Source organism: Brevibacillus brevis (assembly GCF_031583145.1).
GTDB lineage: Bacteria > Bacillota > Bacilli > Brevibacillales > Brevibacillaceae > Brevibacillus > Brevibacillus brevis_E.
Genome location: NZ_CP134050.1, coordinates 511,034 through 533,051, shown reverse-complemented (window position 1 = coordinate 533,051; position 22,018 = coordinate 511,034). Strand labels below are relative to the sequence as shown.

Genomic DNA, 22,018 nt, shown 5'->3' with positions numbered 1-22,018 from the left:
TTACTGGTACGACAGATAGTATTCGCGAATGGCGTCTACGAGCGCCTTGGCGATCTTGTCCTGGAATGCCGGATCCGTCAGCTTCGCATTCTCGGTCGGATTGGACAGGAAGCCCGTCTCTGTGAGAACGGCCGGCATCTTCGTGTTCTTGATGACGTAGTAGCCTGTCGCCTTGACGCCCCGATCGGTAAAGCCGGTTGCGCCCTGCAAATGCTTGTGGACGATTTGAGCGAACGTTTTACTGTTGGCATTGTAGTAGAACGTCTCCGTACCGCCCGCCGTCGGCTTCGGAAAGGAATTGGCGTGAATCGACAGGAACAGATCGGCATTGTTTTCATTCGCGATCGCTACGCGCTCCGACAGTTCGTAAAAAACATCTGTTGTGCGTACCGGAACGACTTGAAATTCCTTGTATTGCTTCAGCAGCGCAACAACCTTGTTCGCTACCGCCAAATTATAATCTTTTTCGTGGTTGCCCGCAGCTCCCAATGAACCCGGGTCTTTACCGCCGTGACCGGCATCCACTACGATCAGGAAGCCGGTTTTTTGGGGCTTCGCTTTCAAAGTGACTTCCAGGCCGCGATCCGTATAGGACACATTATACTGGCTCTTCTTATTCAGCTCAATGACGACACGTACAGTATCGGGAGAACTGCTGTACTGGCTGTAACGCAGAGAGGCGATCAGCGGTTTCTCTGCAGGCTGGGCTGCTTCTGCCGCCTGCTCGTCCGAAGAGTCAGACGGTTCTTCTCCATCCACTTGATCTTCATCCGCCTCTTCATCCAGCGCTGCATCTACTGCGTCCTCTTCCGCATTCTTGACGGTGACGACACCGTCGTCACTCTCGCGGCTGAGCTCTTTCAGGTCATCGTCCAGAACCGTTCCCGGCAAATCGAGTACGACTCGCGCCGGACCATCCAGCACAAAAGAATCGGCCCGGACAGGAAGCGACGTATCAATCCGCACGGTATCCCCTTCCTGGGATACTTCGGTCAGGCGGTTGACACGCTCGATTTCCAGCGTATTCTTTTTCTCATTCCAGGTAAAGGAGCCCCCAAGCTCCGATTCCAGTCGATCCACCGGGAGCACGAGCTGGTCGTCGATCGTCTTGCCTGCCTCCGGACGCTTCCATTGCATCCCCTTCAGCCCAAGCTGATCGGCTACCGCCTGCGCGGATATGTACATGGTGTCAGCTACCCGGTAAGCATTGATCGTCTGCGCCGGCTTTTTGCCGTTCAACTCGATCTGGGGTGTTTCGTTGGCAATGACGGTCCGGGTGCTGTTGTCCCACCCCACGGTCACACCCAGAGACTCCCCGACAAAGCGCAGCGGCAAGAGCATGCGCTGCTTCGAAATGACGGGCGGGGTGTCCAGCGTTACCTGCTTGCCGTTCAATACGGCCTTTTTCGAATCAAGCGTGAGGGTTAGCTGCTGGTTTCCCCTCGAAATCGTTGCGGTTCGTGCTGCTTCGTTCCAGTCTACATTCGCACCGAGCCCTTCCGCTATGACCCGGACAGGAACGAGGGTGCGGCCGCTTTTGATCACTGGCGGCACCTCAGGGGATACAGCTTGTCCACCGATCATGAGGTTGACGCTTTCCTCCCTGGCACTGCTTGCCGCCGCTGCCCAGCCGGGGATGAACAGCAGGACCAGCAGAGATAGCAGCAGAAGGTACAATCGTCTTTTCATCCTGACCTCCTCCGTGATGTCTGTTTTGTTGTCTTGGCTTCAGCTATCGTGCAACGTTCACCATTCTATTAGACGCTTGTTGATCTGTAAAGTTTGTAGTCTTTTGGAACCAAAATCGACATCCCTTTTTGCTATTTTGCGGCCAACAAAAAAAAGTGCCGAATTCCGGCACTTTTTCCGAGGCATGAAGTCGTATTCTATTCCAGTTCTCTCTCTTCAAAATCATAGTCGACCGGTCTCGGTGCGACGTGAGCGTTTTCCAGGGCAGGTGTGTCCGGACGGGCGATTTGGTAAACGGCGGCACCGACGATCTCTGCCACCTCCTGCAGCTTGTCCTTGCTGATCTTGTCGATCGTGTCCTCAGGCGAATGGTACCATGGCTCCACGGGCGCGTGGATAAACAGCGCGGCCGGAATGCCTGCTTCCGCAAACGGGACGTGGTCGCTTCGCCCTTCCTGTCCGTAATTGACAGTCTCGGACAATCTCGAACCCGCTGCCGCTCCAAGGTCTGTGACGACATTTTTCTCGCCGTCTACCGTGTACATGATCAGCTTGCCTGCATCGCGGCTGCCCACCATATCCATCTGGAACATGCCGACCGTACTTTCGATTTCTTCCTCAGACAACGCTTCTACGTACGCATAGGAGCCCAAGAGTCCGTTCTCCTCCGCTCCGAACGTGATGAAGCGAATTTCCGTATCCGTCGGCATGTTTGCCATCACACGGGCGAGCTCCAGCGTAGTAGCCGTACCGGAAGCATCGTCGTTTGCTCCCGGGGCACCTTCCACAGAATCGTGATGGGCGCCGACGATCACGATTTGCCCGTTGTCTTTATTCTTATCCGGCTTTTTGGTGGCAATCACGTTGTAGGAGGTGCTTTCCTTCGTTTCCGCTCCCTCGACGGTGACGGACGCCGTCAGCTCTTCGCCTTCCTCCAGCTTCTCCAGGAGCATTTCTCCTTGCTCCCGTGTCAGCGCCAAGGCAGGAACATAGCCATCGTCCGGCCCTCCGAGCGTCCCGTTGATCACCCCGGAGGCATTGTTAAAGATGATGACGGCTTCGGCACCCGCTTCCGCTGCGTTCTTGACCTTTTCCGAGAAAGGAATTTCGCCGCGCTTGATCAGCGCCACTTTTCCGGACAGATCCAGATCGGCCACGTCCTCTTCCCTGCCCAATCCGGCGTACACCAGCTCTCCGCTTACGTCTCCGTTTACTCCATATGTAAAAGTGCCAAGCTCCCAATCCGTATCTTCAAACCCGCTGACAGAGAAAGCTACATCGGTAGGTCCCGTATAACTGTAAAAATCAAACGCTTGCTTTTCCGTCTCATACCCGTACGATTGGAACTTCTTTTCGATGTATTTGATCGCATTGCGCTCGGAGGCCGTCCCTGCCACTCTCGGCTCTTCGGACAAATCCTTGATCGTTTTATAAATGTTGTCGACCTTAATTCTTTTTACGATCTTGTTGTCAAACGCACTGTCCGATGGATGAGGCTGGGCGTAAGCAGTCATTCCGAACGTCAGGCTGGCGATGAGACAGAAAGGAATTACCGATTTTTTCAGCATGCTTGTCCTCCTGGTAAAAAGAATTTTTCCATTCGCATATCATTATGTCTGAATGCAAATAGTTTGTATAGACGTAATTGTCTGACATTTTCAATCACCAATTGACAGGTTTCGTTGCAATAGAAAGAGGCGTTTGTCGGCCAACGCCTCTTCGTGTCCCTTACCGGAACAACAACCCTCGTCTCTCCCGACGATTTACCTCTTCTACTTGTTTACCAGTCAACATGCTCAAGCCGCCATTGGCCATAAACTGCTGAATCATCGCCATCACTGCCGGATTGGACAACACCTTGATGGACTCCGCCACTTTGGGGTTCTTCAGCTGCGGAAACGCGTCACTTAGGTGAGGCAAGAGCGGCAGCAGGTCTTCCAGACTGAACGCCGGCTTCGGCTTTGCCATCAACTCATTTTGTGCAGGCGAACGGCGACGCGGCCCAAAAAACAGGCTGCGCCTCGGCCCAGAGCTCGACTTGTTGCTCATCCGTCCCAGCGTATTCTTCACGTCCTGCAGTTCCTGGCGCACGTGAACCATTTCGCGAAGCACTTGTTCATTGGCGGAATTGTGGTCACGCGCAAGCTTGTTCATTGTCTCAAGCAGTTGGTCGCGGGAGACGGCCTGCTTTTGTCTCTTTTTCGTCTTGACTGCGATAGTCCCACCTCCCTCCATGTTTTCGAGCCGTTACTTAAAGCGTTTTTTCAAGTTGTTCAGGTCCTTCATGTCCACGCCTTTTTTGGACAGCTTGTTCATGAGACTGCCGACATTTTCGGTCCTCGCCATCGTGCGAAACTGGGCTACGTAGCTGTTCAATTCCTGCTCGGTAAAGTTTTTGCCCATTTTTTTGCCCAGATCGCGGATGACCTCCTTGAGTCCGGCATCCGACTTGAGCTTATCTTTTGGTATCGACTTTACAAGACTGAGCAGTTTGCCAATATCCATAGCGAATCCCTCCGTGTGACAGTTTGTTCTTTTCACTCTATGTCGGGATTGGCCGGATGGATTGGTCATTTGTCCATGAGATTCCAAAAAAAGAAGAGAGGCACGCTAGGCGCCTCTCTCCTCATCAACCTTGTTCGATTATTGTGCGATGTCCGCGTTTTTGTAGTCGACTGCGCCCAGACCGTCGATAACCACGCCGGATACCTTGTCGTTTTGGACCCAGGAATCGGTGTAGAAGTAGATCGGCATGATTGGCATGTCGTCCATCAGGATTTGCTCGGCCTGTGCCAGGATTGCTTTGCGCTTCTCTGGATCTTTCTCCAGAGCGGATTGGTTCAGCAGCTCTTTGTACTTCGGATTTTCCCAGTTCGTGTCGTTGTTGCCGCCTTTTTTATCCTTGTACAGCTCCAGGAAGTTGATCGGATCGTTGAAGTCGCCCAGCCAGCCCATACGGCCGATTTGGAATTTGCCTTGGTGCAGATCTTCGATGTACACCTTCCACTCTTTGTTTTCGAGCTTCACGTCTACGCCGAGGTTTTTCTTCCATTGGTCTTGAATCGCTTCCGCAATCTTTTTGTGCGCTTCGGAAGTGTTGTAGGAAAGGGTGATGGTTGGCAGCTTGGTCAGGCCTTCCTCTTTCATACCCTCTTCCAGCAGCTTCTTCGCGGTTTCGATGTCGTTGTCTTTGAAGTAGCCGTCTTTGTTCAGTGCCATGGATGGCGGAACTGCGCCGGTAGCTGGGATCTGTCCGGTTTGCAGCACGTTGTCGATCAAGGATTGACGGTCGATCGCATATGTGAACGCTTTACGGATCTTCACGTTGTTGAACGGAGCTTTTTCCGTATTGAACTTGTACCAGTACGTACCCGCGATCGGTTGAGTTTTCATTTTGCCGGAGTCTTTCAGAGCCGGGATCGCGTCTGTCGGCAGGGAGCTTGTCGGCGAGCCAGCCCAGTCGAGTTCGCCGTTGTCAAACATGGACAGCTCGGTGTTCTCGTCTTCTACCATGGAGAATTCGATTTTGTCCAATTTGACTTTGTCTTTATCCCAGTAGTTGTCGTTTTTCACCAGAACGAGCTTGTTTTTGTGCTCCCAGGATTCCAGCTTGAACGGACCGTTACCTACGTGGGTTTTGCCGTCAGCTGCCCATTTGTCGTTGCCTTCCACTACTTTTTGGTTCACTGGGTAGTACGTATAGAAAGCGGTCAGCTCCGTGAAGAATGGAGTCGGATTTTCCAGGGTAACTTCCAGCGTTTTGTCGTCCAGTGCTTTTACGCCGACATCTTCTACTTTGGCTTTGCCTTTGTTGAAAGCTTCACCGTTCTTGATGTAGTACAGCTGGTACGCGTAGTTGGAGGCTGTTTTCGGATCCAGAGCGCGCTTCCAAGCGTACTCGAAGTCTTTCGCTGTTACCGGATCGCCGTTGCTCCATTTTGCGTCACGCAGTTTGAATGTATATGTTTTGCCGTCTTCGGAAACCGTGTAGCTTTCCGCAGCGGCTTCGTGTACTTTGCCGTCTTCTCCCGTACGGGTCAGACCTTCGAACGTTGCACGAACGATCGTACCGGAAGTGGAGTCTTCTGCAATGCCCGGGTCCGCTGTCGGCGGCTCGGAGTGCAGATTCACACGCAGTACTTTCGGTCCAGATGCAGGCTTTTCTGCTGCTGGAGCGCTTCCTTGGCTAGCGCCAGTGTCTGCTGGCTTCGCTGCATTGCCGCCGCAACCAGCGAGGGCTGCACCAAGTACGAGGATGGAACTCATTGCTACGAAAACATTCTTTTTCATGCCATTTATCCCCCTTTTCTAAATCTTTTATCAATATACATGCTTTTATATTATTTTTAAATATGTTTTAGATTGATTTAATAAATTTTTATTTATTTATAAAGATCATTAATCAAATATAAAAATTAATTTACCGATAAAATAATACGGAAGAGGCTTCCTCTCTCGTTATTCTTGCCAGAAACGTTGATCTCATGCGGATTTTTATTCTCTGAAAAAATTTCGATGATAGCCCCTTCGCTTCGGGTCTGCCTTCCAGCCGCCAAAATAGATGATTGGCATTCTATTTTAAATATTATGATTTTTTATAAATCACATATAACCACTTGCTAATAAGATGCTGGCATCACCTGAAAGACAAACAAAAAGAAGGGCGAAAAACGCCCTTCAGTTCGTAAAGTGAGCCCATTTGTAATCGATCGTTCCCAGCGGATCGATGACGACCCCTGACAGCTTCTCATTCTGTATCCAGGAATTCGTATAATAGTAGATCGGCATGACCGGCATCTCGTCCATCAGGATCTGCTCAGCCTGTTTCAAGATCGCCCTACGCTTTTCCGGATCCGATTCCGTTGCCGATTGCTCCAACAGCGCCTTGTACTTTGGGCTCTCCCAATGGGTATCGTTCAGCGAGCCATTCTTGTCCTTGAAAAGCTCCAGGAAATTGACCGGATCGCTGTAATCGCCTACCCACCCAAAACGGCCGATTTGATAGCGGCCTTCGTGCAGGTCATCGAGGAACTGCTTCCACTCTTTGTTCTCGAGCTTCACGTCCACTCCGAGATTGTCCTTCCACTCGCTTTGGATGAACTGGGCAATGGCTTGATGGGCATAGGAGGTGTTGTAGGTAAGAGTGATCGGCGGAAGCTGGGTGATGCCGAGCTCTTTCATCCCCTCGGCCAGCAGCGCTTTCGCCTGGGTGACATCGTTGTCTTTGAAATAACCTTCCTTCACAGGCGACTGAACCGGCGGCACGATGGCAGTGGCAGGAAGCTGTGCCGTTTGCAGCACATCGTCGATCAAGGCTTGCCGGTTGACGGCGTAGGCGAAAGCTTTGCGGATTTTGGCATTCTGGAAGGGAGCCTGCTCCGTGTTGAACTTGTACCAGTACGTCCCTGCAAACACTTGCGTGCGCAATTCCCCGGATTTTTTCAAAGCGGGGATTTCGTCAGCTGGAAAACTGCCGAGCGGTCCGCCTGCCCAATCCAGCTCTCCGTTTTTATACATGCTGAGCTCTGTGGCCTCATCCTCCACCATGGAGAACGAAAGCTTGTCCAGCTTGACTGCAGCCTTGTCCCAATACGCCTGGTTCTTGGCGAGGACGATCGACTTCTTGTGATCCCAGCTCTCCACTTTGAACGGTCCATTGCCGACGTGGGTATTCGCTTCCCACGACCAGCCTTGGCTTGCCTCTGCGACCTTTTTATTGACGGGATAGTAGACCGGAAGCGCGGTCAGCTCCAAAAAATACGGGGCCGGCTTTTCAAGGGTCACCCGCAGCGTTCGGTCGTCGATCGCCTTGATGCCTACATCGTCCAGCTTCGCTTCTTGCCGGTTCGCTTTTTCTGCGTTCAGGATTACATAAAACTGGTAGGCATACCCGGCACCGATCTTTGGATCAATCACCCGTTTCCAGGCGTACTCGAAATCGTGCGCCGTGACCGGATCGCCGTTGCTCCATTTCGCACTACGCAGGTGGAACGTATAGGTTTTCCCATCATCCGAGACATCGATTTTTTCCGCTGCCGAGGGATGCAGCTTGCCATCCTCACCGGTGCGTGTCAGCCCGTCAAACGTGGCACGAAGCAGCGCGAACGAGATGCTGTCCTCCCCGATCGCCGGATCCAGAGACATCGGTTCGGAATACAAATTAAGATGCAGCTCGCTTCCGCTGTGGTTTTTTTGCCCCGCATCCGCTGCAGCCGCCCCGCTTGCCGAGATGGCCAAAACGCTTGCGCTCATCAAGCAGCTCATCGTCGCGCTCCTAAACCGTTTCATGAAAAAAACCCCCTCCTTTTGCTAATCTTTTCCATTTTACTAATTTTCCCAACCAAAAGCAAAATAAAAAGAGAAGAGCCTATCAGCCCTTCTCTTTCGGTGGCGGCATGCGCCTGGGTGATTATTGAATGTCTGCCCATTTCCAGTCGACGAAGCCCAGACCGTCGAGGACCACACCTTTTACCTTGTCGCTCTTCACATAGGAATGCGTGTAGTAGTAAATTGGCGCTGCCGGCATTTCGTCCATGAACAATGCCTCTGCTTCGGCCAGGATTTGCTTGCGTTTCTCCGGATCTTTCTCGAGGGCGGACTTGTCCAGCAGCTCCTGGTACTTTTTGTTTTCCCAGTTGGTGTCGTTGTTTCCGCCTTTTTTATACTTGAACAGCTCCAGGAAGTTGATCGGATCGTTGAAGTCGCCTGTCCAGCTGGAACGTGCGATTTGGAAGTTTCCTTGGTGCATGTCGTCGAGGAATACTTTCCACTCTTTGTTTTCCAGCTTCACGTCTACGCCGAACGCTTTTTTCCACTGGTCTTGGATCGCTTCCGCAATTTTCTTGTGACCTTCGGACGTGTTGAAAGTCAGGGTCAGCGGTGGCAGCTTGGTCAGGCCTTCTTCTTTCATGCCTTCCGCCAGCAATTTTTTCGCAGTCTCGATGTCATTGTCCTTGAAGTAAGGACCAGCCGCTACGGACATGGTTGGCGGCACGAGACCCATTGCAGGCTGCTGGTTGGTTTGCGTCACGTTGTCGATGATCAATTGACGGTCGATCGCATACGCGAACGCTTTACGGATTTTAGCGTTGTTGAACGGCGCTTTTTCCGTGTTGAATTTATACATATAGGTACCCGCGATTGGGTGGGTCTGCATTTTGCCGGAGTCTTTCAGAGCCGGCACAGCATCCGTCGGCAGTGCGCTCATAGGAGCACCGGCCCAGTCGAGGTCGCCGTTGTCAAACATGGACAGCTCGGTATTTTCATCCTCCACCATGGAGAAGTCGATCTTGTCCAGCTTGACCGTATCTTTATCCCAATAGTTTTCGTTTTTCGCGAGAACCACTTTGCTCTTGTGCTCCCACGTTTCCAGTTTGAACGGTCCGTTTCCTACGTGGGTTTTCGCTTCGCTCGCCCATTTCGGATTCGCTTCCACTACTTTCTGGTTAACAGGGAAGTAGGTGTAGAACGCGGTCAGCTCCAGGAAGAACGGAGTCGGGTTTTTCAGCTTCACTTCCAGCGTTTTGTCGTCCAGCGCTTTTACGCCGACGTCTTCCGCTTTGGCTTTGCCCGTGTTGTATTCTTCTGCATTTTTCAAATAGTACAGTTGGTATGCGTACGTAGAACCAAGCTTCGGATCAAGAGCGCGCTTCCAAGCAAACTCGAAGTCTTTTGCTGTCACCGGGTCGCCATTGCTCCATTTGGAGTCGCGCAGGTGGAAGGTGTAAGTCAAGCCGTCTTCGGATACATCGATTTTTTCAGCTACGGATTCATGCGGTTTGCCGTCTTCGCCGATGCGAGTCAAGCCGTCAAAAGTCGCACGAAGCAGGGCGCCGGAAGTCGAGTCCTCGGCAAGGGCCGGGTCCGCGGTAGGCGGCTCGCTGTGCATGTTCATGCGCAGTACTTTTGGTCCTTTGTTTTCTTCATTGGCTGCTTGACCGTTTTGTTCCCCAGCTTTGGTATCTCCGCCGCCACAACCAGCAAGCGCAGCGCTCAGGACGAGAATCGAGCTCATTGCAGCGAATACACTCTTTTTCATAGTTTTGTTGACCCCCTATCTTTGTCGGTAAAACTATTCGAAGCCTTGGCTCAGCCATCTTTGGCAAAAGCCTTCGTACCCAATGGGCATAAGTCTCGCTTTCTCACTTCGTTCGAAGTCTCGCTCTATGACACTGATACTGGATTCGGATACAAGAATCCCTACCTGTACGAGAAAGCTCCACAGACAATATACAATATTTTTAGTCATATTAAAGAGAATTTAACTAAAATTAATTATGTTTTATGCAAACATCAAATTGTATTAAATGAAATAAATTTTGTTTTTTCATTAAAAACTTTTCGCGAAGCCTTCTTTCTAATCAAGAACTCGCGTCACGGCAAGGCTTCCCAAGGCGTACGGGCAGCAAGAGGCGAAAGGAGTCGCGCTATGGTCGCGTGCGGCTGTTTATAAAATTTAACAAGGACAAAAACAGGGCTCTCCTCACGGCTGACAGCCTGAGAGGAAAGCCCTGGTCCTTTATTTTTTCTGTCGATACTCTTCCGGCGACATCCCCACGACCGAGCGGAAGTCGCGAATAAAGTGTGAATGGTCGTAATACCCCAGTTCGCTTGACAGCTCCAGCCAATCCGTCACGTCTCCCCGGTCGATTCGCACAGCCGCTTCCTGCAGCCGATAACGCTGGATGACGGACTTCGGGCTGATTCCGACGTAACGGTCGAACAGCCGCTGCAAGGTTCGTTTGTTCATGCCGGATAGACTCACGGCATCCTCTACCTTGATCACGTTTCTGTCGTCACGAATGGCCGTGACGAGCTCATGGGCGAGCGCTGCATTCGGATCCGGCGAAGGCAAGTGCGGCGTCAAAAAGGTTTCGACCCGGCTGACCATCTCCTGATCATCGGGAGCCTGCAGGATTTTCTCTTCCAGAGGAGCGCTGTCGACTCCAAACACATCCTCCAGAGGAATCGAACGGCCAGTCAGGCGGGATACCGGCGCCCCGAAGAGCGGATAAAAACCGCCCGGCTTGAACTTGATGCCGATGACCCATCCGTGGTCCTGCACAAGCCGGACCGTAGTCGACCTTCCCACTCCATAGATGCGGGTGCCATTTTTCTCGAACACGAGATTGACATTGGGATGGGCAATGACCGTCTGCCGATACGGCTCCTGGCCTCTCAAGTCCCATCTGACGATCCAGTAATGCTGCACGAAGCTGCCCGCCTCCGATGACGGCGCATACCTCTGAAGCGAGAATTTCTGCTCCCCGCTTGCCGGGTGAAGGACCCCTTTTGGCACTCCGTCCAGCATCGCGTTCACCGATTTTTCCACCGATGGATTCATGGGCGTCCCTCCTGTCTCGCTTCCCCCGTTTACCGGTACGTTTCTACTTACCAGAATAATTGTCGCGGACGGTGCTGACAACGGTAATTTGGGGCAAGTACCCTTCCAGAGAGACGCCGCCTGCTGCTATTGCACCATCTCGGCCCACTTCAAGTCGATGAACCCGAGTCCATCCACCTGCACACCCTTCACCTTTTCGCTCTGCACCCATACATCGACGTCCGTGAACAGCGGAATCAGCGGCATTTCATCCATAAAGATCTGCTCGGCTTCCGCAAACAACCGGGTGCGTGCTGCCGGGTCCGCTTCCAGGTACGATTTCTGTATCAGCTCTTTGTAACGAGGGTTTTCCCAGCCCGTATCGTTGTTGCCCGTGTCTTTGTCCCGGAACATTTCCATGTAGTTGATCGGGTCGTTGAAGTCGGCGTTCCAGCCAATTCGCCCGATCTCGTAATGCAGCTCGTGCAAATCCTGCTGATGGACTTTGAACTCTTTGTTCTGCAGCTTCACATCGATGCCGAGTCCCTTTCTCCACTGGTCCTGCAAGGCTTCGGCAATTTTCTTGTGGCGGTCGGTTGTATTGTAAGAGAGCGTGATCGGCGGCAGCGAGGACAGCCCCAGCTCTTTCAGACCTTCAGCCAGGAGCTTCTTCGCCGTCTCGACGTCGTTGTCCTTGAAGTAGCCATCCGGTTTAATGATCATGGACTGCGGCAGCATCCCCATCGTCGGCACTTGACCTACCTGTGTGATGTTGTCGACGATGGCCTGGCGATTCACCGCATAGGACAGGGCTTTGCGAATTTTCGCGTTGTTCAGCGGCGGTTTCGTCGTATTGATCTTAAACCAGTACATGGTTGCCTTCGGATGCACAACCAGCTTTCCTGACTCCTTCAGCGACGGGATCGCATCGGTAGGCAATCCGCCGAGCGGCTGTCCCGCCCAATCGAGCTCCCCGTTTTCAAACATGGACAGCGCCGTGCTGTCGTCCTCGATCATGGCAAATTCGATTCGGTCCAGCTTGACGGCATCTTTATCCCAGTAGTTTTCGTTCTTTTCCAGGACGATCTTGCTCTTGTGCTCCCAGCCCGTCATCTTGAACGGCCCGTTGCCCACATGCGTCGCAGCTTCATTGGCCCAGTTCGGATTGGCTTCGACCACTTTCTTGTCGACAGGATAGTAGGTGTAAAACGCCGTCAGCTCCAGAAAGAAGGGCGTCGGGTTTTCCAGGGTGACCTCCAGCGTCCGGTCGTCCAGCACCTTGACCCCCAGTTCTTCGGGCTTCGCCGTACCCTTGTTGACTTTTTCCGCGTTTTTGATGTAGTACAGCTGGTAGGCGTATTCCGAGGCCAGCTTGGGATCGAGCGCGCGCTTCCAGGCGTATTCAAAATCGTGGGCAGTTACCGGATCACCGTTGCTCCACTTCGCGTCGCGGATGGTAAACGTGTAGACGAGATGGTCATCGGACACCTTGATGTCGGACGCCATCGACTTCATCGGCTTGGAATCCTTGTCGAGACGTGTCAGCCCGTCAAACGTCGCGCGCACAATCGTCCCCGATGTGGCGTCCTTGGCCAGCCCCGGGTCGGCCGTCGTCGGTTCGCTGGTCAAATTTGCCCGAAACACCTGCTGCTTCTTTTCTGCCGCCGGTGTTGCCGGTGCGGCCGTCTCTTGCTTTTCCGGTGTCGGCGTCGCCTGCTGTCCTGCGCTTGAGCAGCCGGCCACCAAGGCTCCTATCAGCAGGAGCAATCCGGCGATTCGCATTCCCTTCCCGTTCATCTGAGTATTCCCCCTTATCTAAATTTTCCCATTTCAACCACAATATAATCGACCGATACGGGTTCTGAGAATGGGGTTTGGATAGATTTAATTAAATTTTATGAATATTTATACATTGGTAAAAAAAGATAAACCCAACCAGCCATAGGGCCAGTTGGGCTTTTGTCCGCCGTTTCCTGGGCGTCATTAGAACGCAGGAACGATCGCGCCTTTGTATTTTTCTTCGATGAACTGCTTCACTTCAGGAGAGTTCAGCTCTTTCGCCAGTTTTTGCATCGCTTCGGAATCTTTGTTGTCCGGACGAGCTACCAGGTAGTTTGCATAGGGAGAATCTTTGTCTTCGAGAATCAGCGCGTCTTTGGTTGGAACCAGCTTTGCTTCCAGCGCGTAGTTGGTGTTGATCAGCGCCAGATCTACTTCATCCAGAACGCGTGGCAGCATAGCCGCTTCGACTTCTTTGAATTGCAGGTTTTTCTTGTTTTCGACGATGTCTTTCACGGTACCGCTGATGCCTACGCCGTCTTTCAGCTTGATCAAGCCGTTTTTCTCGAGCAGAGCCAAAGCGCGGCCGTTGTTGGTCGGGTCGTTTGGCAAAGCGATGGTTGCGCCGTCAGCCAGTTCGTCGATTTTCTTGACCTTTTTGGAGTAGCCGCCGAATGGCTCGATGTGTACCGCTACGACTGGCGCAAGATCCATGTTTTGGTCTTTGTTGAACTGATCCAGGTAAGGCTTGTGCTGGAAGAAGTTCGCATCCAATTGTTTTTCGTTAACTTGCATGTTCGGTTGGACGTAGTCAGTGAATTCCTTTACTTCGAGGTTAACGCCTTGCTCTTTCAGCTTCGGCTGGATGTATCGCAGAATTTCTGCATGCGGAACGGCAGTCGCTCCGACCTTCAGCGTCACTTCTTGTCCAGCGGAGCCTTGTGCGCCGCCATCAGCAGGAGTTGGAGCCGCTTCCTGTTTGCTGCCGCAAGCGGCCAGAGAGAAAGCCAATACAGTAGTCAATACGGATACCACTAACTTTTTCATGGTTTCATATCCCCCTTTTTATCTGTTCAAGCTTGAAAGCATTTATGGAAAAGACCTTACTTCCGGCTGAATTTCAGAACCAGCCGGTCCCCGAAGGATTGCAAGATCTGCACCAACACGAGCAAAATGACGACCGTCACGATCATGACGTCTGTCTGGAAGCGCTGGTATCCGTAGCGAATCGCCAGGTCGCCCAGTCCTCCGCCCCCGATGACCCCGGACATCGCGGTATAGGATACGAGTGTCACGGTTGTGATGGTAATGGCTGCGATCAGCCCGGCACGCGCCTCAGGCAGCAGGACGTTCCACACGATCTGCCAGTTGGAAGCTCCCATCGACTGTGCCGCTTCGATCACGCCCCGGTCTATCTCCCGCAGCGAGGTTTCCACCAGCCGTGCGAAGAAAGGGGCAGCCCCGATGACCAGCGGCGGAATCGCCCCCAGAACGCCGAGTGACGTTCCCACAATCAGCTTCGTCACCGGAATCAGCAGGATCATCAGGATGATGAACGGTACGGAGCGCAGGATGTTCACCACTACCGAAGCGATCCCGTAAAAGACGCGGTTTTCCAAAAGCTGGCCCCTCGAAGTGAGAAACAGGATGATGCCGATGGGCAAGCCGATCAATACCGCGAACAGCGTAGAGAAGCCAAGCATCGTAAGGGTCGCGACCGTTCCGTCAGCGATTTCCGACCAGTCTACATTCTCCAATGCCATCTTAAATCACCTCCACTTCCAGGCCGCGCTGCCGCAGCGTCTCGATGGCCCGCTGGTTCTGCATGGCGTCGCCCTCCAGCTCGACGACCAGCTGACCGTACGGCGTATCTTTCATGCGCGAGATCGTTCCTTGCAAAATGCTGAAGACAGTGCCCGTCTCCTGCATGGTCTGGAACAGGATCGGCTGGTACGTCTTCTCTCCCAAAAAGGTGACCCGTGCGATAGTCCGGTTGCCGTTCGCCTTTTCGTGGGCCACGGCTTCCTTCAGCTCGGTGGAATCGGCCACCTGCTCCACGAACTCCTGTGTGGTCGGATGCTGCGGCTTGAGGAATACCTCGAGTACCTTCCCGGACTCGACGATGCGTCCCCCGTCAATGACTCCGACGCGATCGCAAATGGAGCGGATGACGTGCATCTCGTGCGTAATCAACACGATGGTCAAGCCCAGTTTGCGATTGATGTCCAGCAGCAGGGACAAAATGGAGTTGGTCGTCTGCGGGTCCAATGCCGAAGTAGCCTCGTCGCACAGCAGCACCTTCGGATCGTTGGCGAGCGCACGAGCGATCCCGACGCGCTGCTTCTGCCCGCCGGAGAGCTGCGAAGGATACTTGTCCCGATGCGCCTCCAGCCCCACCAGCTTCAGGAGCTCGTCCACCTTTTTGCGGATTTCCGCCTTGGGACGCTTCGCCAGCTTCAAGGGGAATGCCACATTGTCGCCTACCGTCGCCGAGGACAGCAGATTGAAATGCTGAAAGATCATCCCGACCTGACGGCGCTGCTCCTGCAGTTTCTGTTCGTCCAGCTTGGTCAGCTCCACTCCGTCGACGATGACTTGTCCGGAGGTAGGACGCTCCAACAGGTTGATGCAGCGGATCAGCGTGCTTTTCCCTGCACCGGAATGCCCGATAATCCCGTAAATCTCGCCCTTTTCTATCTTCAAATCGATCCCGAGCAATGCGGGAATCGTCTTGCCTTGCACTTGATAACTTTTTTGCAGATTACGCAATTCAATCAACGAGTCCACCTCCTGTCAAAAGACTTCCATGATGCCAAAATAACAAACCCCTTTTTCATCAAGCGAAAAAGGGGCTGCAACGTCTATCACGTTCGCATCCACCCTTCTCATCTATCAAGATCCAATCAATCTTGTAGGAATTGGCACCACGACACCCATGTCAGACATGGGCCGGTTGCCGGGCTTCATAGGGCCTGTCCCTCCGCCTCTCTTGATAAGAAAGATTTCCACGTATATTATGTTCATATTTCGCAATTCAATGATTCCTTAGCACAACTCGGATTATATCCCTTATAAAATTCATACGTCAATAGAAATGAGAGGAAAAAAGTTTTTTTATAAGCCATTTCCGTCCAGATCCTCCCTGATTGCCGCCATCGTAATTGACCGGACAAAAAAAAACAGCACGCTCACTCTGGCGTGCTGTTGTTTGCATCTTTCGCTTCGGTCCCGTCTGTTTTCCGGGAAGCCGGATCGATTGCTTGCTGGATAAACGCCTGCACCTGATCGACGTCAGGGATAAGGACGGATCCTGCCCGATGCGATTCCTGGAACATCCCCATAGGAGGCAGCTGGTAATTCCCCGGATTGGCCGTATTCAGATCCAACCCCAGCGAGGACAGCTTCAACATATCCATCATGCTGATGTTCGTTTGGACGTAAGGGGTCACTTCTTTTAAAATGCTCGGCAACTGAATCAGCGTCGTTCCCTTTTTCATCTGGTCGGCTACAGCCGCCAGCAATTTACGCTGACGTTCGGTGCGCGTATAATCGGAGGTAGCATCGTGCCGGAAACGCACGTATTGCAGCGCCTTGTTCCCGTCCAAATGCTGGGGACCCTTTTTCAGATTGATGTCGTAGACGCCTTTGTCTGTCGGGTCGTGGTAATACATGTTTTTCTCCACGTCCAGATCCACGCCGCCCACTGCGTCAATCAGCGCCTTGAAGCCTTCGAAGTCGGTGATGACATAGCGATCGACAGGCAAGCCGGTAAACTGGCTGACGGTCTGCATCGCAAGATCCGGGCCTCCATCTACGATGGCCGCGTTGATGCGCGAGCTGCCGTTGCCGGGTATGTCTACGTACGTGTCGCGCAAAATAGAGAAAAGGTCGTACCGCTTCGAGACCGGATCGATGCTGACCAGCATCATCGAATCGGAGCGAGGCAATCCGCTGTTTTTCATCCCTCTGCGATCGACGCCCATCAGCAGGATATTCACGCGATCTTTTCCATCCCAATGGGGAATTTCCGCAGCCTTCGTCGCAGCACCGCCGTCCGGTGGCGGCGGCGTGATGACATTGGGCTCCTGAATATCTTGTGCAAACTGGTAAAAGGAATATCCGTAGTAGCCTACGGTTGCAACCAGCGCAACAACCACGAGAAACAACATTCGTTTCCAAATTCGCATATAGAATGACTCCACCTTTAGTCTCTGTGTCAATAGGAATTCAACTCTCCGCTTTGTTTAGTATACTCGAAACCGCACAATGTGGAGCAGCCTTTATTTGGGTAGGGTGGCAAACCCACTTACTAAACATTTCTGTTTACAAAGTATATAAAAAACAATTATACTGTTTCCATATCTTAGCGCAAAGGATGGGTCTTTATGATCTCACCAGCCTCTTATTTCCGGCGCTATCCGCGGGAAGCCTGGATGTTCCTGGTTGCCAGTTTTATCAACGCTTCCGGGAGTGCTTTCATGTGGCCGCTCAATACCTTGTACGTACATACCGTACTTGGGCGCTCCATGACCGAAGCGGGGTTTGCCCTAATGCTGCAGTCCCTTGCCGGAATCATCGGGCAATTTGTTGGTGGATCGCTGTTTCATCGATTGGGAGCCAAGCGCCTCATCGTCGGCTCTTTGCTCGTACAAGGCTGTATCCAGCTGGCGATCCCTTTTACGCAAAACTGGTACCTGTACCTGGCATTGATGATCGGCCTCGGCTTTACCTTCAACCTGTCCTCCCCCGCGATCCAGGCGTTCATCGGCTTTCGCTGGAAGGAACAACGCCGCGAACTGTTCAACATCGTCTATGTGAGCAACAACCTGGGCATGGCGATCGGCACCTCGCTCGCAGGCGTGGTCGCCGCCATTTCCTTTCAGCTGACCTTTGTATTGAACAGTGCGAGCACCTTGCTGTTTTCCCTATTCTTTTTCCTGTTCATGAAGCATATCTCGCACCATGAACTGGTCGGGGAATCTGCCGGGCAAGCCCAAAAACGCAGTGGCCGGGAAACCATACAGCTCTTGGTTCGGTATCAATTATACTTGTTCATGGCGCTCGGCGCTGGATTTATTTTCTTTTCCACCACCGTCTGGAATACCGGTGTCGCTCCCTATTTGACTGGCCTCGGCATGCCGCTTGCCGCGTACAGCTGGCTGTGGACGATCAACGGGATCGTCATTTTTGCCGGGCAGCCTATTACGAGCTGGTTCAAACGGCTGCTGCGGCAAAGCCTTTCCGCCCAGCTGGTCGCGAGCGCTGCCTTGTACGGCGCAGGCTTCGGGTTTATCCTGCTCTTTCACGGCAGCTATACCGCATTTGTGCTCGGCATGATCATCACGACGTTTGGGGAAATGCTGATTTCCCCTACCATTCCTACGTTTATTACGGAAAAAACGGGCGACGCTGCCCCCTTTTACCTCGGAGTGGTTGGCAGCATCACGGCTCTGGGGCGTCTGCTCGGTCCGCTGGCGATGGGATACATGTTCGACCGCGGCGGTGTGGAGCCTACCCTGCTCCTCGCGACGACAGTCTCATTCACAGCCGTGCTCCTGTGCCTGGTCCACGCATCCTTCCACCGCAGCAAAGGCAGTGGCTTGGCCCGCACTCGGTGAAGATTCTTGTCCCCATGCTCTTCATTAATTAGACGAAAATGAAAAGCCGTTCGTTACGGGTATACAGGTAACGAACGGCTTCTCTTTGGTTATTTCACTTTTTTGTAACTCCAGCGGCCGGTATTTTCCTGATAGGTAAGGGCAAACGACAGCACCTCTCCGTTTTCCCGCGAGAAGGTAAACGAACCTTCCTTCAAGTCTTCATCCATGAGAACGATCGGGACAAAAAGAGAGGTTCTCCTTTTCTACTGTTTAGAAAACGGCAGCTCAGGCAGCTCGTACCATTCTCCCGACATCCATTCGCGCGCCTTCCAGCGCAAGACATCCGGGCGAACCAGCGGCATGATTTCCTGGAACAGCGCCAACCGTTCGATGTCCGTCATGGGGACGAAGCGGTTCGCGGCCGCAAGATCGGCTTCCAGCTCCTCCATTTTGCTGACGCCCAAAATCGAGGTAGTAACCGGCAGGCTCCACGTATAGCGCAGTGCCTGTTCGGTCCACGGAGCCAGCTTGCCAAGCCCCATGACCTTCATCCCGATGACCGCCACGCCTTTTTCCACCGCTTGGGGGACAAAATCGTGAGCGAAGCTGTAAATGAAATGGTCCAGCGCGGACAAGGCGACCAGGGCACTGTCAAATGGAAAGCGGCGGATGGCTTCGGCCAGCAGGCGCGGATCCGTATGGCCGCTGATGCTGATTTTGCGGATGAGCCCCTGCTCTTTTGCCTCGATCAAGGCCTCGAGAGCGCCGCCTTTGGCGAAAATCGCTTCCAGGTCGTGAGGCTGCATAATGTTGTGCATCCGCCATTCATCGACGTAATCGGTCTGAAGCCGCTTCAGGCTGCCCTCCAGATCCCGCAGGGCGAGGTCGCGGGTACGTCCTCCTGTCTTGGTCGCAATCCACACTTTGTCGCGAAGGCCTTTCAGCCCGAGCCCGACACGCGTCTCCGACTGTCCGGCGCTGTAGCTGGGAGCCGTATCGAAGTAGTTGACGCCAGCCTCCACCGCGCGGCGAATGATCGCGACCGCTTCTTCCTCCGTGCAGTCGTGCTCATCCACGATGCGCTGGGCGCCGAACCCCAGCAAAGAGACCTGATGCGGGTCTCTTCCAAACGAACGGGTCTGCATGAAGCCCATTCCCCTTTCTTTTCATCAACCGATTGCATGCCATCCGCAGCCACGAGAGAGACCCGTACCTATGAAACGAGACGCCCGTAACCGAGCGTCCCTTTCGTAATCGGCTTGCTTATTTGTACGTGTCGTACGCGTTTGTCAGCAGGTTTGCAATGGTTTGCAGGTCGTTGTTCTCGATTTGATGACGCTCGATCATGGTCATGATTTTGCCGTCTTTCATGATGGCAAAGGACGGGGAGGACGGCGGATAGCCTTCGAAGTACTCGCGGGCTTTCGCGGTCGCTTCCTTGTCTTGTCCGGCAAATACAGTGTAAATGTTGTCAGGTCTGTTTTCGTGCTTCAGCGAGTGAACCACCGCCGGGCGAGCCAGGCCTGCCGCGCAACCGCAAACGGAGTTCACGACGACCAGCGTCAAGCCTTTCGCGTTTGGCAGCGTCTGTTCGACTTCTTCCGCCGTGCGGAGCTCTTGAAAACCGTTGCGAGTAAGCTCATCGCGCATCGGTTGGATCACTTGGCTCATATATGCTTCATAAGACATCATAGGGCAACTCTCCTTTGACTATCACGTTTTTTCCTTACTACCATTATACCCGGTTCATAACCGCCAGAGAATCAGGAACTGGCCTGCTCCTACACTTCCATCAAAATGGTAAGGATCATCGGATTGCGGCCCGTTTTTTCGTAAATAAACGGCTTGATCACTTCGTTGATTTGCGCCTTGAGCTCCGACCACTCCTTGATCTTCTTCTCCAGGGCTTCCTGGAGGCGCTGGCGAACGAGCATGGTCGCTTCCTGGATGAGCGACTCGGAGCCTCGTACGTAGACGAAGCCGCGGCTCACGATGTCCGGACCGGTCAGGATCTTGAAGTTTTTCATGTCCAGGCTGACGACGACGACCATCAGACCGTCCTCGGCCAGATGCTTGCGGTCGCGCAGGACGATATTGCCGACGTCGCCCACGCCGCTGCCGTCAATCAGCACAATGCCGGCAGGAACCTTGCTGAGCCATGCCTTTTCGCGGCTGCAATTGAGCACGTCGCCATTGTCCATAATAAAGATGTTGCTGTCCTCGATTCCCACTTGCTGTGCCAGCTTGGAGTGGGTTTTGAGCATCCGGTACTCCCCGTGAATCGGGATGAAGTACTTGGGACGGATGAAGTTCAGCATGAGCTTGAGCTCTTCGCTGCTGCCGTGACCGGAGGCGTGGATGTCGAAATCCTGATTCAGCACCACATTGGCGCCTGCCCGGTACAGCTTGTCTATCGTCCGGCTCACGTTGATGGTGTTGCCCGGAATCGGCGAAGCCGAGATGATGACAGTGTCTTCCGGATAGATGGACACCGTGCGATGCGAACCGGAGGCGATGCGGGTGAGTGCCGCCATCGGTTCCCCCTGGCTGCCCGTGCAGATGATCAGCACCTGGTTGTCCGAATAGTTATCGATATGCTTGATGTCGATCAGCATTCCTTCGGGCATCTGGATATAGCCGAGCTCTTGTCCGATCAAAAACACTTTTTCCATGCTGCGGCCAATGACGGCCACTTTGCGGTTGCACTCTTGCGCGGCGTCTACCACTTGCTGCAGGCGGTGCACGTTGGACGCAAACGTCGCAAGAATGATGCGGCCGCGCGCTTTGCGCACGACGTCCAGAATCCCTTCGCCCACCGTGCGCTCCGACATGGTAAAGCCGTACCGTTCGCTGTTCGTGCTGTCCGACAGCAGGGCCAGCACATCGCCGCTCGCACCGATACGGGCGATTTTGCCGTACTCCGTCGTCTGCCCGACAGGCGTCATGTCAAATTTGAAGTCCCCCGTGTGAATGACCATGCCCTCCGGGGTGTGCACCACGACTCCGAACGAGTCCGGAATGCTATGGTTTGTCCGGAAAAACGTCGCCTTCAGGCGGTCGAAAGGAATTTCCGTGTCTTCCGAAATCGGAATCAGTTTGACATCGTTGTGCATGCGGTGCTCTTCCAGCTTCGCCTTGACCAAGCCCAGGGTCAGACGGCCACCGTACACCGGCACCTTGAAATTGCGCAAAACGTAAGGAATCGCCCCGATGTGGTCTTCGTGTCCGTGCGTCAAAAGCAAGGCTTTGATTTTGTGCTGGTTGTCGATCAAATAGGATACATCGGGAATGACCAGGTCGATACCGAACATCTCGTTTTCGGGGAATTTCACCCCGCAGTCGATTATGATGATTTCGTCCTCATACTCGACGCAGTACATGTTTTTTCCGATCTCGCCGAGGCCGCCCATTGCGAAAATCTTAACGTCGCTCAAACTCTTTCCTCCTAACATCATCGTGCATGATTTTGGGAACCCGAACCAAGCATGCCATTCTTATTGTAACACAACGCGAGGCGTTCGTTTCATCCAGTCTTGCAAACGTTCTCCCATTGCGACCTTTTTGTTTTCGCAGCGGGAACCATTCTGTGCCTATTGGGAAATTGTACATAATCCGGAGGGCATAAAGC

At 53.2% G+C, this 22,018-nt stretch carries 17 protein-coding genes and 1 riboswitch; of the genes, 1 reads left to right on the top strand and 16 read right to left on the bottom strand.

Annotation, left to right across the window (positions count from 1 at the left end):
- The 13 genes from RGB73_RS02825 to RGB73_RS02765 form a co-directional block, all read right to left on the bottom strand.
- Positions 1–1,689, bottom strand: coding sequence for an N-acetylmuramoyl-L-alanine amidase (locus tag RGB73_RS02825; protein WP_310768980.1), 1,689 nt, complete (start codon positions 1,687–1,689; stop codon positions 1–3).
- A 197-nt stretch (positions 1,690–1,886) separates the two neighbouring features.
- The gene (locus RGB73_RS02820) at positions 1,887–3,257 is read right to left on the bottom strand and encodes a M28 family peptidase (RefSeq protein ID WP_310768978.1); all 1,371 of its coding nucleotides are present in this window, start codon (positions 3,255–3,257) and stop codon (positions 1,887–1,889) included.
- Between the two features lie 160 nt (positions 3,258–3,417).
- Positions 3,418–3,924 carry a hypothetical protein gene (locus RGB73_RS02815; protein WP_310768975.1) on the bottom strand — a complete coding sequence of 169 codons (507 nt, stop codon included), beginning with the start codon at positions 3,922–3,924 and terminating at the stop codon, positions 3,418–3,420.
- A gap of 12 nt (positions 3,925–3,936) precedes the next feature.
- Complete coding sequence (locus RGB73_RS02810) at positions 3,937–4,194, bottom strand: hypothetical protein (protein WP_310768973.1); 258 nt, start codon at positions 4,192–4,194, stop codon at positions 3,937–3,939.
- A gap of 138 nt (positions 4,195–4,332) precedes the next feature.
- The gene (locus RGB73_RS02805) at positions 4,333–5,979 is read right to left on the bottom strand and encodes a peptide ABC transporter substrate-binding protein (protein ID WP_310768970.1); all 1,647 of its coding nucleotides are present in this window, start codon (positions 5,977–5,979) and stop codon (positions 4,333–4,335) included.
- Positions 5,980–6,366: 387 nt separating this feature from the next.
- Positions 6,367–7,977 (bottom strand): peptide ABC transporter substrate-binding protein, encoded by a 1,611-nt coding sequence (locus RGB73_RS02800; RefSeq protein ID WP_310768967.1) that lies wholly within the window; start codon positions 7,975–7,977, stop codon positions 6,367–6,369.
- 121 nt (positions 7,978–8,098) lie between these two features.
- Positions 8,099–9,727, bottom strand: a complete 1,629-nt coding sequence (locus RGB73_RS02795) for a peptide ABC transporter substrate-binding protein (protein WP_310768964.1) — start codon at positions 9,725–9,727, stop codon at positions 8,099–8,101.
- A 480-nt stretch (positions 9,728–10,207) separates the two neighbouring features.
- Positions 10,208–11,032 carry a DUF6597 domain-containing transcriptional factor gene (locus tag RGB73_RS02790; RefSeq protein ID WP_310768962.1) on the bottom strand — a complete coding sequence of 275 codons (825 nt, stop codon included), beginning with the start codon at positions 11,030–11,032 and terminating at the stop codon, positions 10,208–10,210.
- 126 nt (positions 11,033–11,158) lie between these two features.
- The gene (locus RGB73_RS02785; protein WP_310768960.1) at positions 11,159–12,808 is read right to left on the bottom strand and encodes a peptide ABC transporter substrate-binding protein; all 1,650 of its coding nucleotides are present in this window, start codon (positions 12,806–12,808) and stop codon (positions 11,159–11,161) included.
- Between the two features lie 186 nt (positions 12,809–12,994).
- Positions 12,995–13,837: a MetQ/NlpA family ABC transporter substrate-binding protein gene (locus RGB73_RS02780; protein ID WP_310768958.1), complete on the bottom strand. Its 843-nt coding sequence runs from the start codon at positions 13,835–13,837 to the stop codon at positions 12,995–12,997.
- Between the two features lie 56 nt (positions 13,838–13,893).
- Positions 13,894–14,553: a methionine ABC transporter permease gene (locus tag RGB73_RS02775; RefSeq protein ID WP_310768954.1), complete on the bottom strand. Its 660-nt coding sequence runs from the start codon at positions 14,551–14,553 to the stop codon at positions 13,894–13,896.
- 1 nt (position 14,554) lies between these two features.
- Positions 14,555–15,568 (bottom strand): methionine ABC transporter ATP-binding protein, encoded by a 1,014-nt coding sequence (locus tag RGB73_RS02770; protein ID WP_310768952.1) that lies wholly within the window; start codon positions 15,566–15,568, stop codon positions 14,555–14,557.
- 104 nt (positions 15,569–15,672) lie between these two features.
- A riboswitch (SAM riboswitch) is annotated at positions 15,673–15,789 on the bottom strand.
- 189 nt (positions 15,790–15,978) lie between these two features.
- Positions 15,979–16,977: an LCP family protein gene (locus tag RGB73_RS02765; protein ID WP_310768949.1), complete on the bottom strand. Its 999-nt coding sequence runs from the start codon at positions 16,975–16,977 to the stop codon at positions 15,979–15,981.
- 198 nt (positions 16,978–17,175) lie between these two features.
- Between RGB73_RS02765 and RGB73_RS02760 the strand changes: the two genes are divergently transcribed.
- Positions 17,176–18,408 (top strand): MFS transporter, encoded by a 1,233-nt coding sequence (locus RGB73_RS02760; RefSeq protein ID WP_310768947.1) that lies wholly within the window; start codon positions 17,176–17,178, stop codon positions 18,406–18,408.
- A gap of 245 nt (positions 18,409–18,653) precedes the next feature.
- Here the strand turns inward: RGB73_RS02760 and RGB73_RS02755 are convergent, their stop codons facing one another.
- The 3 genes from RGB73_RS02755 to rnjA form a co-directional block, all read right to left on the bottom strand.
- On the bottom strand, positions 18,654–19,535 hold the full coding sequence (locus tag RGB73_RS02755) for an aldo/keto reductase (RefSeq protein ID WP_310768944.1): 882 nt from the start codon (positions 19,533–19,535) through the stop codon (positions 18,654–18,656).
- Positions 19,536–19,653: 118 nt separating this feature from the next.
- On the bottom strand, positions 19,654–20,082 hold the full coding sequence (locus tag RGB73_RS02750) for a BrxA/BrxB family bacilliredoxin (RefSeq protein WP_310768942.1): 429 nt from the start codon (positions 20,080–20,082) through the stop codon (positions 19,654–19,656).
- Between the two features lie 89 nt (positions 20,083–20,171).
- Positions 20,172–21,842, bottom strand: a complete 1,671-nt coding sequence (rnjA, locus tag RGB73_RS02745) for a ribonuclease J1 (RefSeq protein ID WP_310774077.1) — start codon at positions 21,840–21,842, stop codon at positions 20,172–20,174.
- Between the last annotated feature and the right edge of the window lie 176 nt (positions 21,843–22,018).

Excerpts from the sequence above, each read along its gene's own strand:
- RGB73_RS02825 (WP_310768980.1), bottom strand. The coding sequence starts at position 1,689 with ATGAAAAGACGATTGTACCTTCTGCTGCTATCTCTGCTGGTCCTGCTG.
- RGB73_RS02820 (WP_310768978.1), bottom strand. The coding sequence starts at position 3,257 with ATGCTGAAAAAATCGGTAATTCCTTTCTGTCTCATCGCCAGCCTGACG.
- RGB73_RS02815 (WP_310768975.1), bottom strand. The coding sequence starts at position 3,924 with ATGGAGGGAGGTGGGACTATCGCAGTCAAGACGAAAAAGAGACAAAAG.
- RGB73_RS02810 (WP_310768973.1), bottom strand. The coding sequence starts at position 4,194 with ATGGATATTGGCAAACTGCTCAGTCTTGTAAAGTCGATACCAAAAGAT.
- RGB73_RS02805 (WP_310768970.1), bottom strand. The coding sequence starts at position 5,979 with ATGAAAAAGAATGTTTTCGTAGCAATGAGTTCCATCCTCGTACTTGGT.
- RGB73_RS02800 (WP_310768967.1), bottom strand. The coding sequence starts at position 7,977 with ATGAAACGGTTTAGGAGCGCGACGATGAGCTGCTTGATGAGCGCAAGC.
- RGB73_RS02795 (WP_310768964.1), bottom strand. The coding sequence starts at position 9,727 with ATGAAAAAGAGTGTATTCGCTGCAATGAGCTCGATTCTCGTCCTGAGC.
- RGB73_RS02790 (WP_310768962.1), bottom strand. The coding sequence starts at position 11,032 with ATGAATCCATCGGTGGAAAAATCGGTGAACGCGATGCTGGACGGAGTG.
- RGB73_RS02785 (WP_310768960.1), bottom strand. The coding sequence starts at position 12,808 with ATGAACGGGAAGGGAATGCGAATCGCCGGATTGCTCCTGCTGATAGGA.
- RGB73_RS02780 (WP_310768958.1), bottom strand. The coding sequence starts at position 13,837 with ATGAAAAAGTTAGTGGTATCCGTATTGACTACTGTATTGGCTTTCTCT.
- RGB73_RS02775 (WP_310768954.1), bottom strand. The coding sequence starts at position 14,553 with ATGGCATTGGAGAATGTAGACTGGTCGGAAATCGCTGACGGAACGGTC.
- RGB73_RS02765 (WP_310768949.1), bottom strand. The coding sequence starts at position 16,977 with ATGCGAATTTGGAAACGAATGTTGTTTCTCGTGGTTGTTGCGCTGGTT.
- RGB73_RS02760 (WP_310768947.1), top strand. The coding sequence starts at position 17,176 with ATGATCTCACCAGCCTCTTATTTCCGGCGCTATCCGCGGGAAGCCTGG.
- RGB73_RS02755 (WP_310768944.1), bottom strand. The coding sequence starts at position 19,535 with ATGCAGACCCGTTCGTTTGGAAGAGACCCGCATCAGGTCTCTTTGCTG.
- RGB73_RS02750 (WP_310768942.1), bottom strand. The coding sequence starts at position 20,082 with ATGATGTCTTATGAAGCATATATGAGCCAAGTGATCCAACCGATGCGC.
- rnjA (WP_310774077.1), bottom strand. The coding sequence starts at position 21,842 with ATGTTAGGAGGAAAGAGTTTGAGCGACGTTAAGATTTTCGCAATGGGC.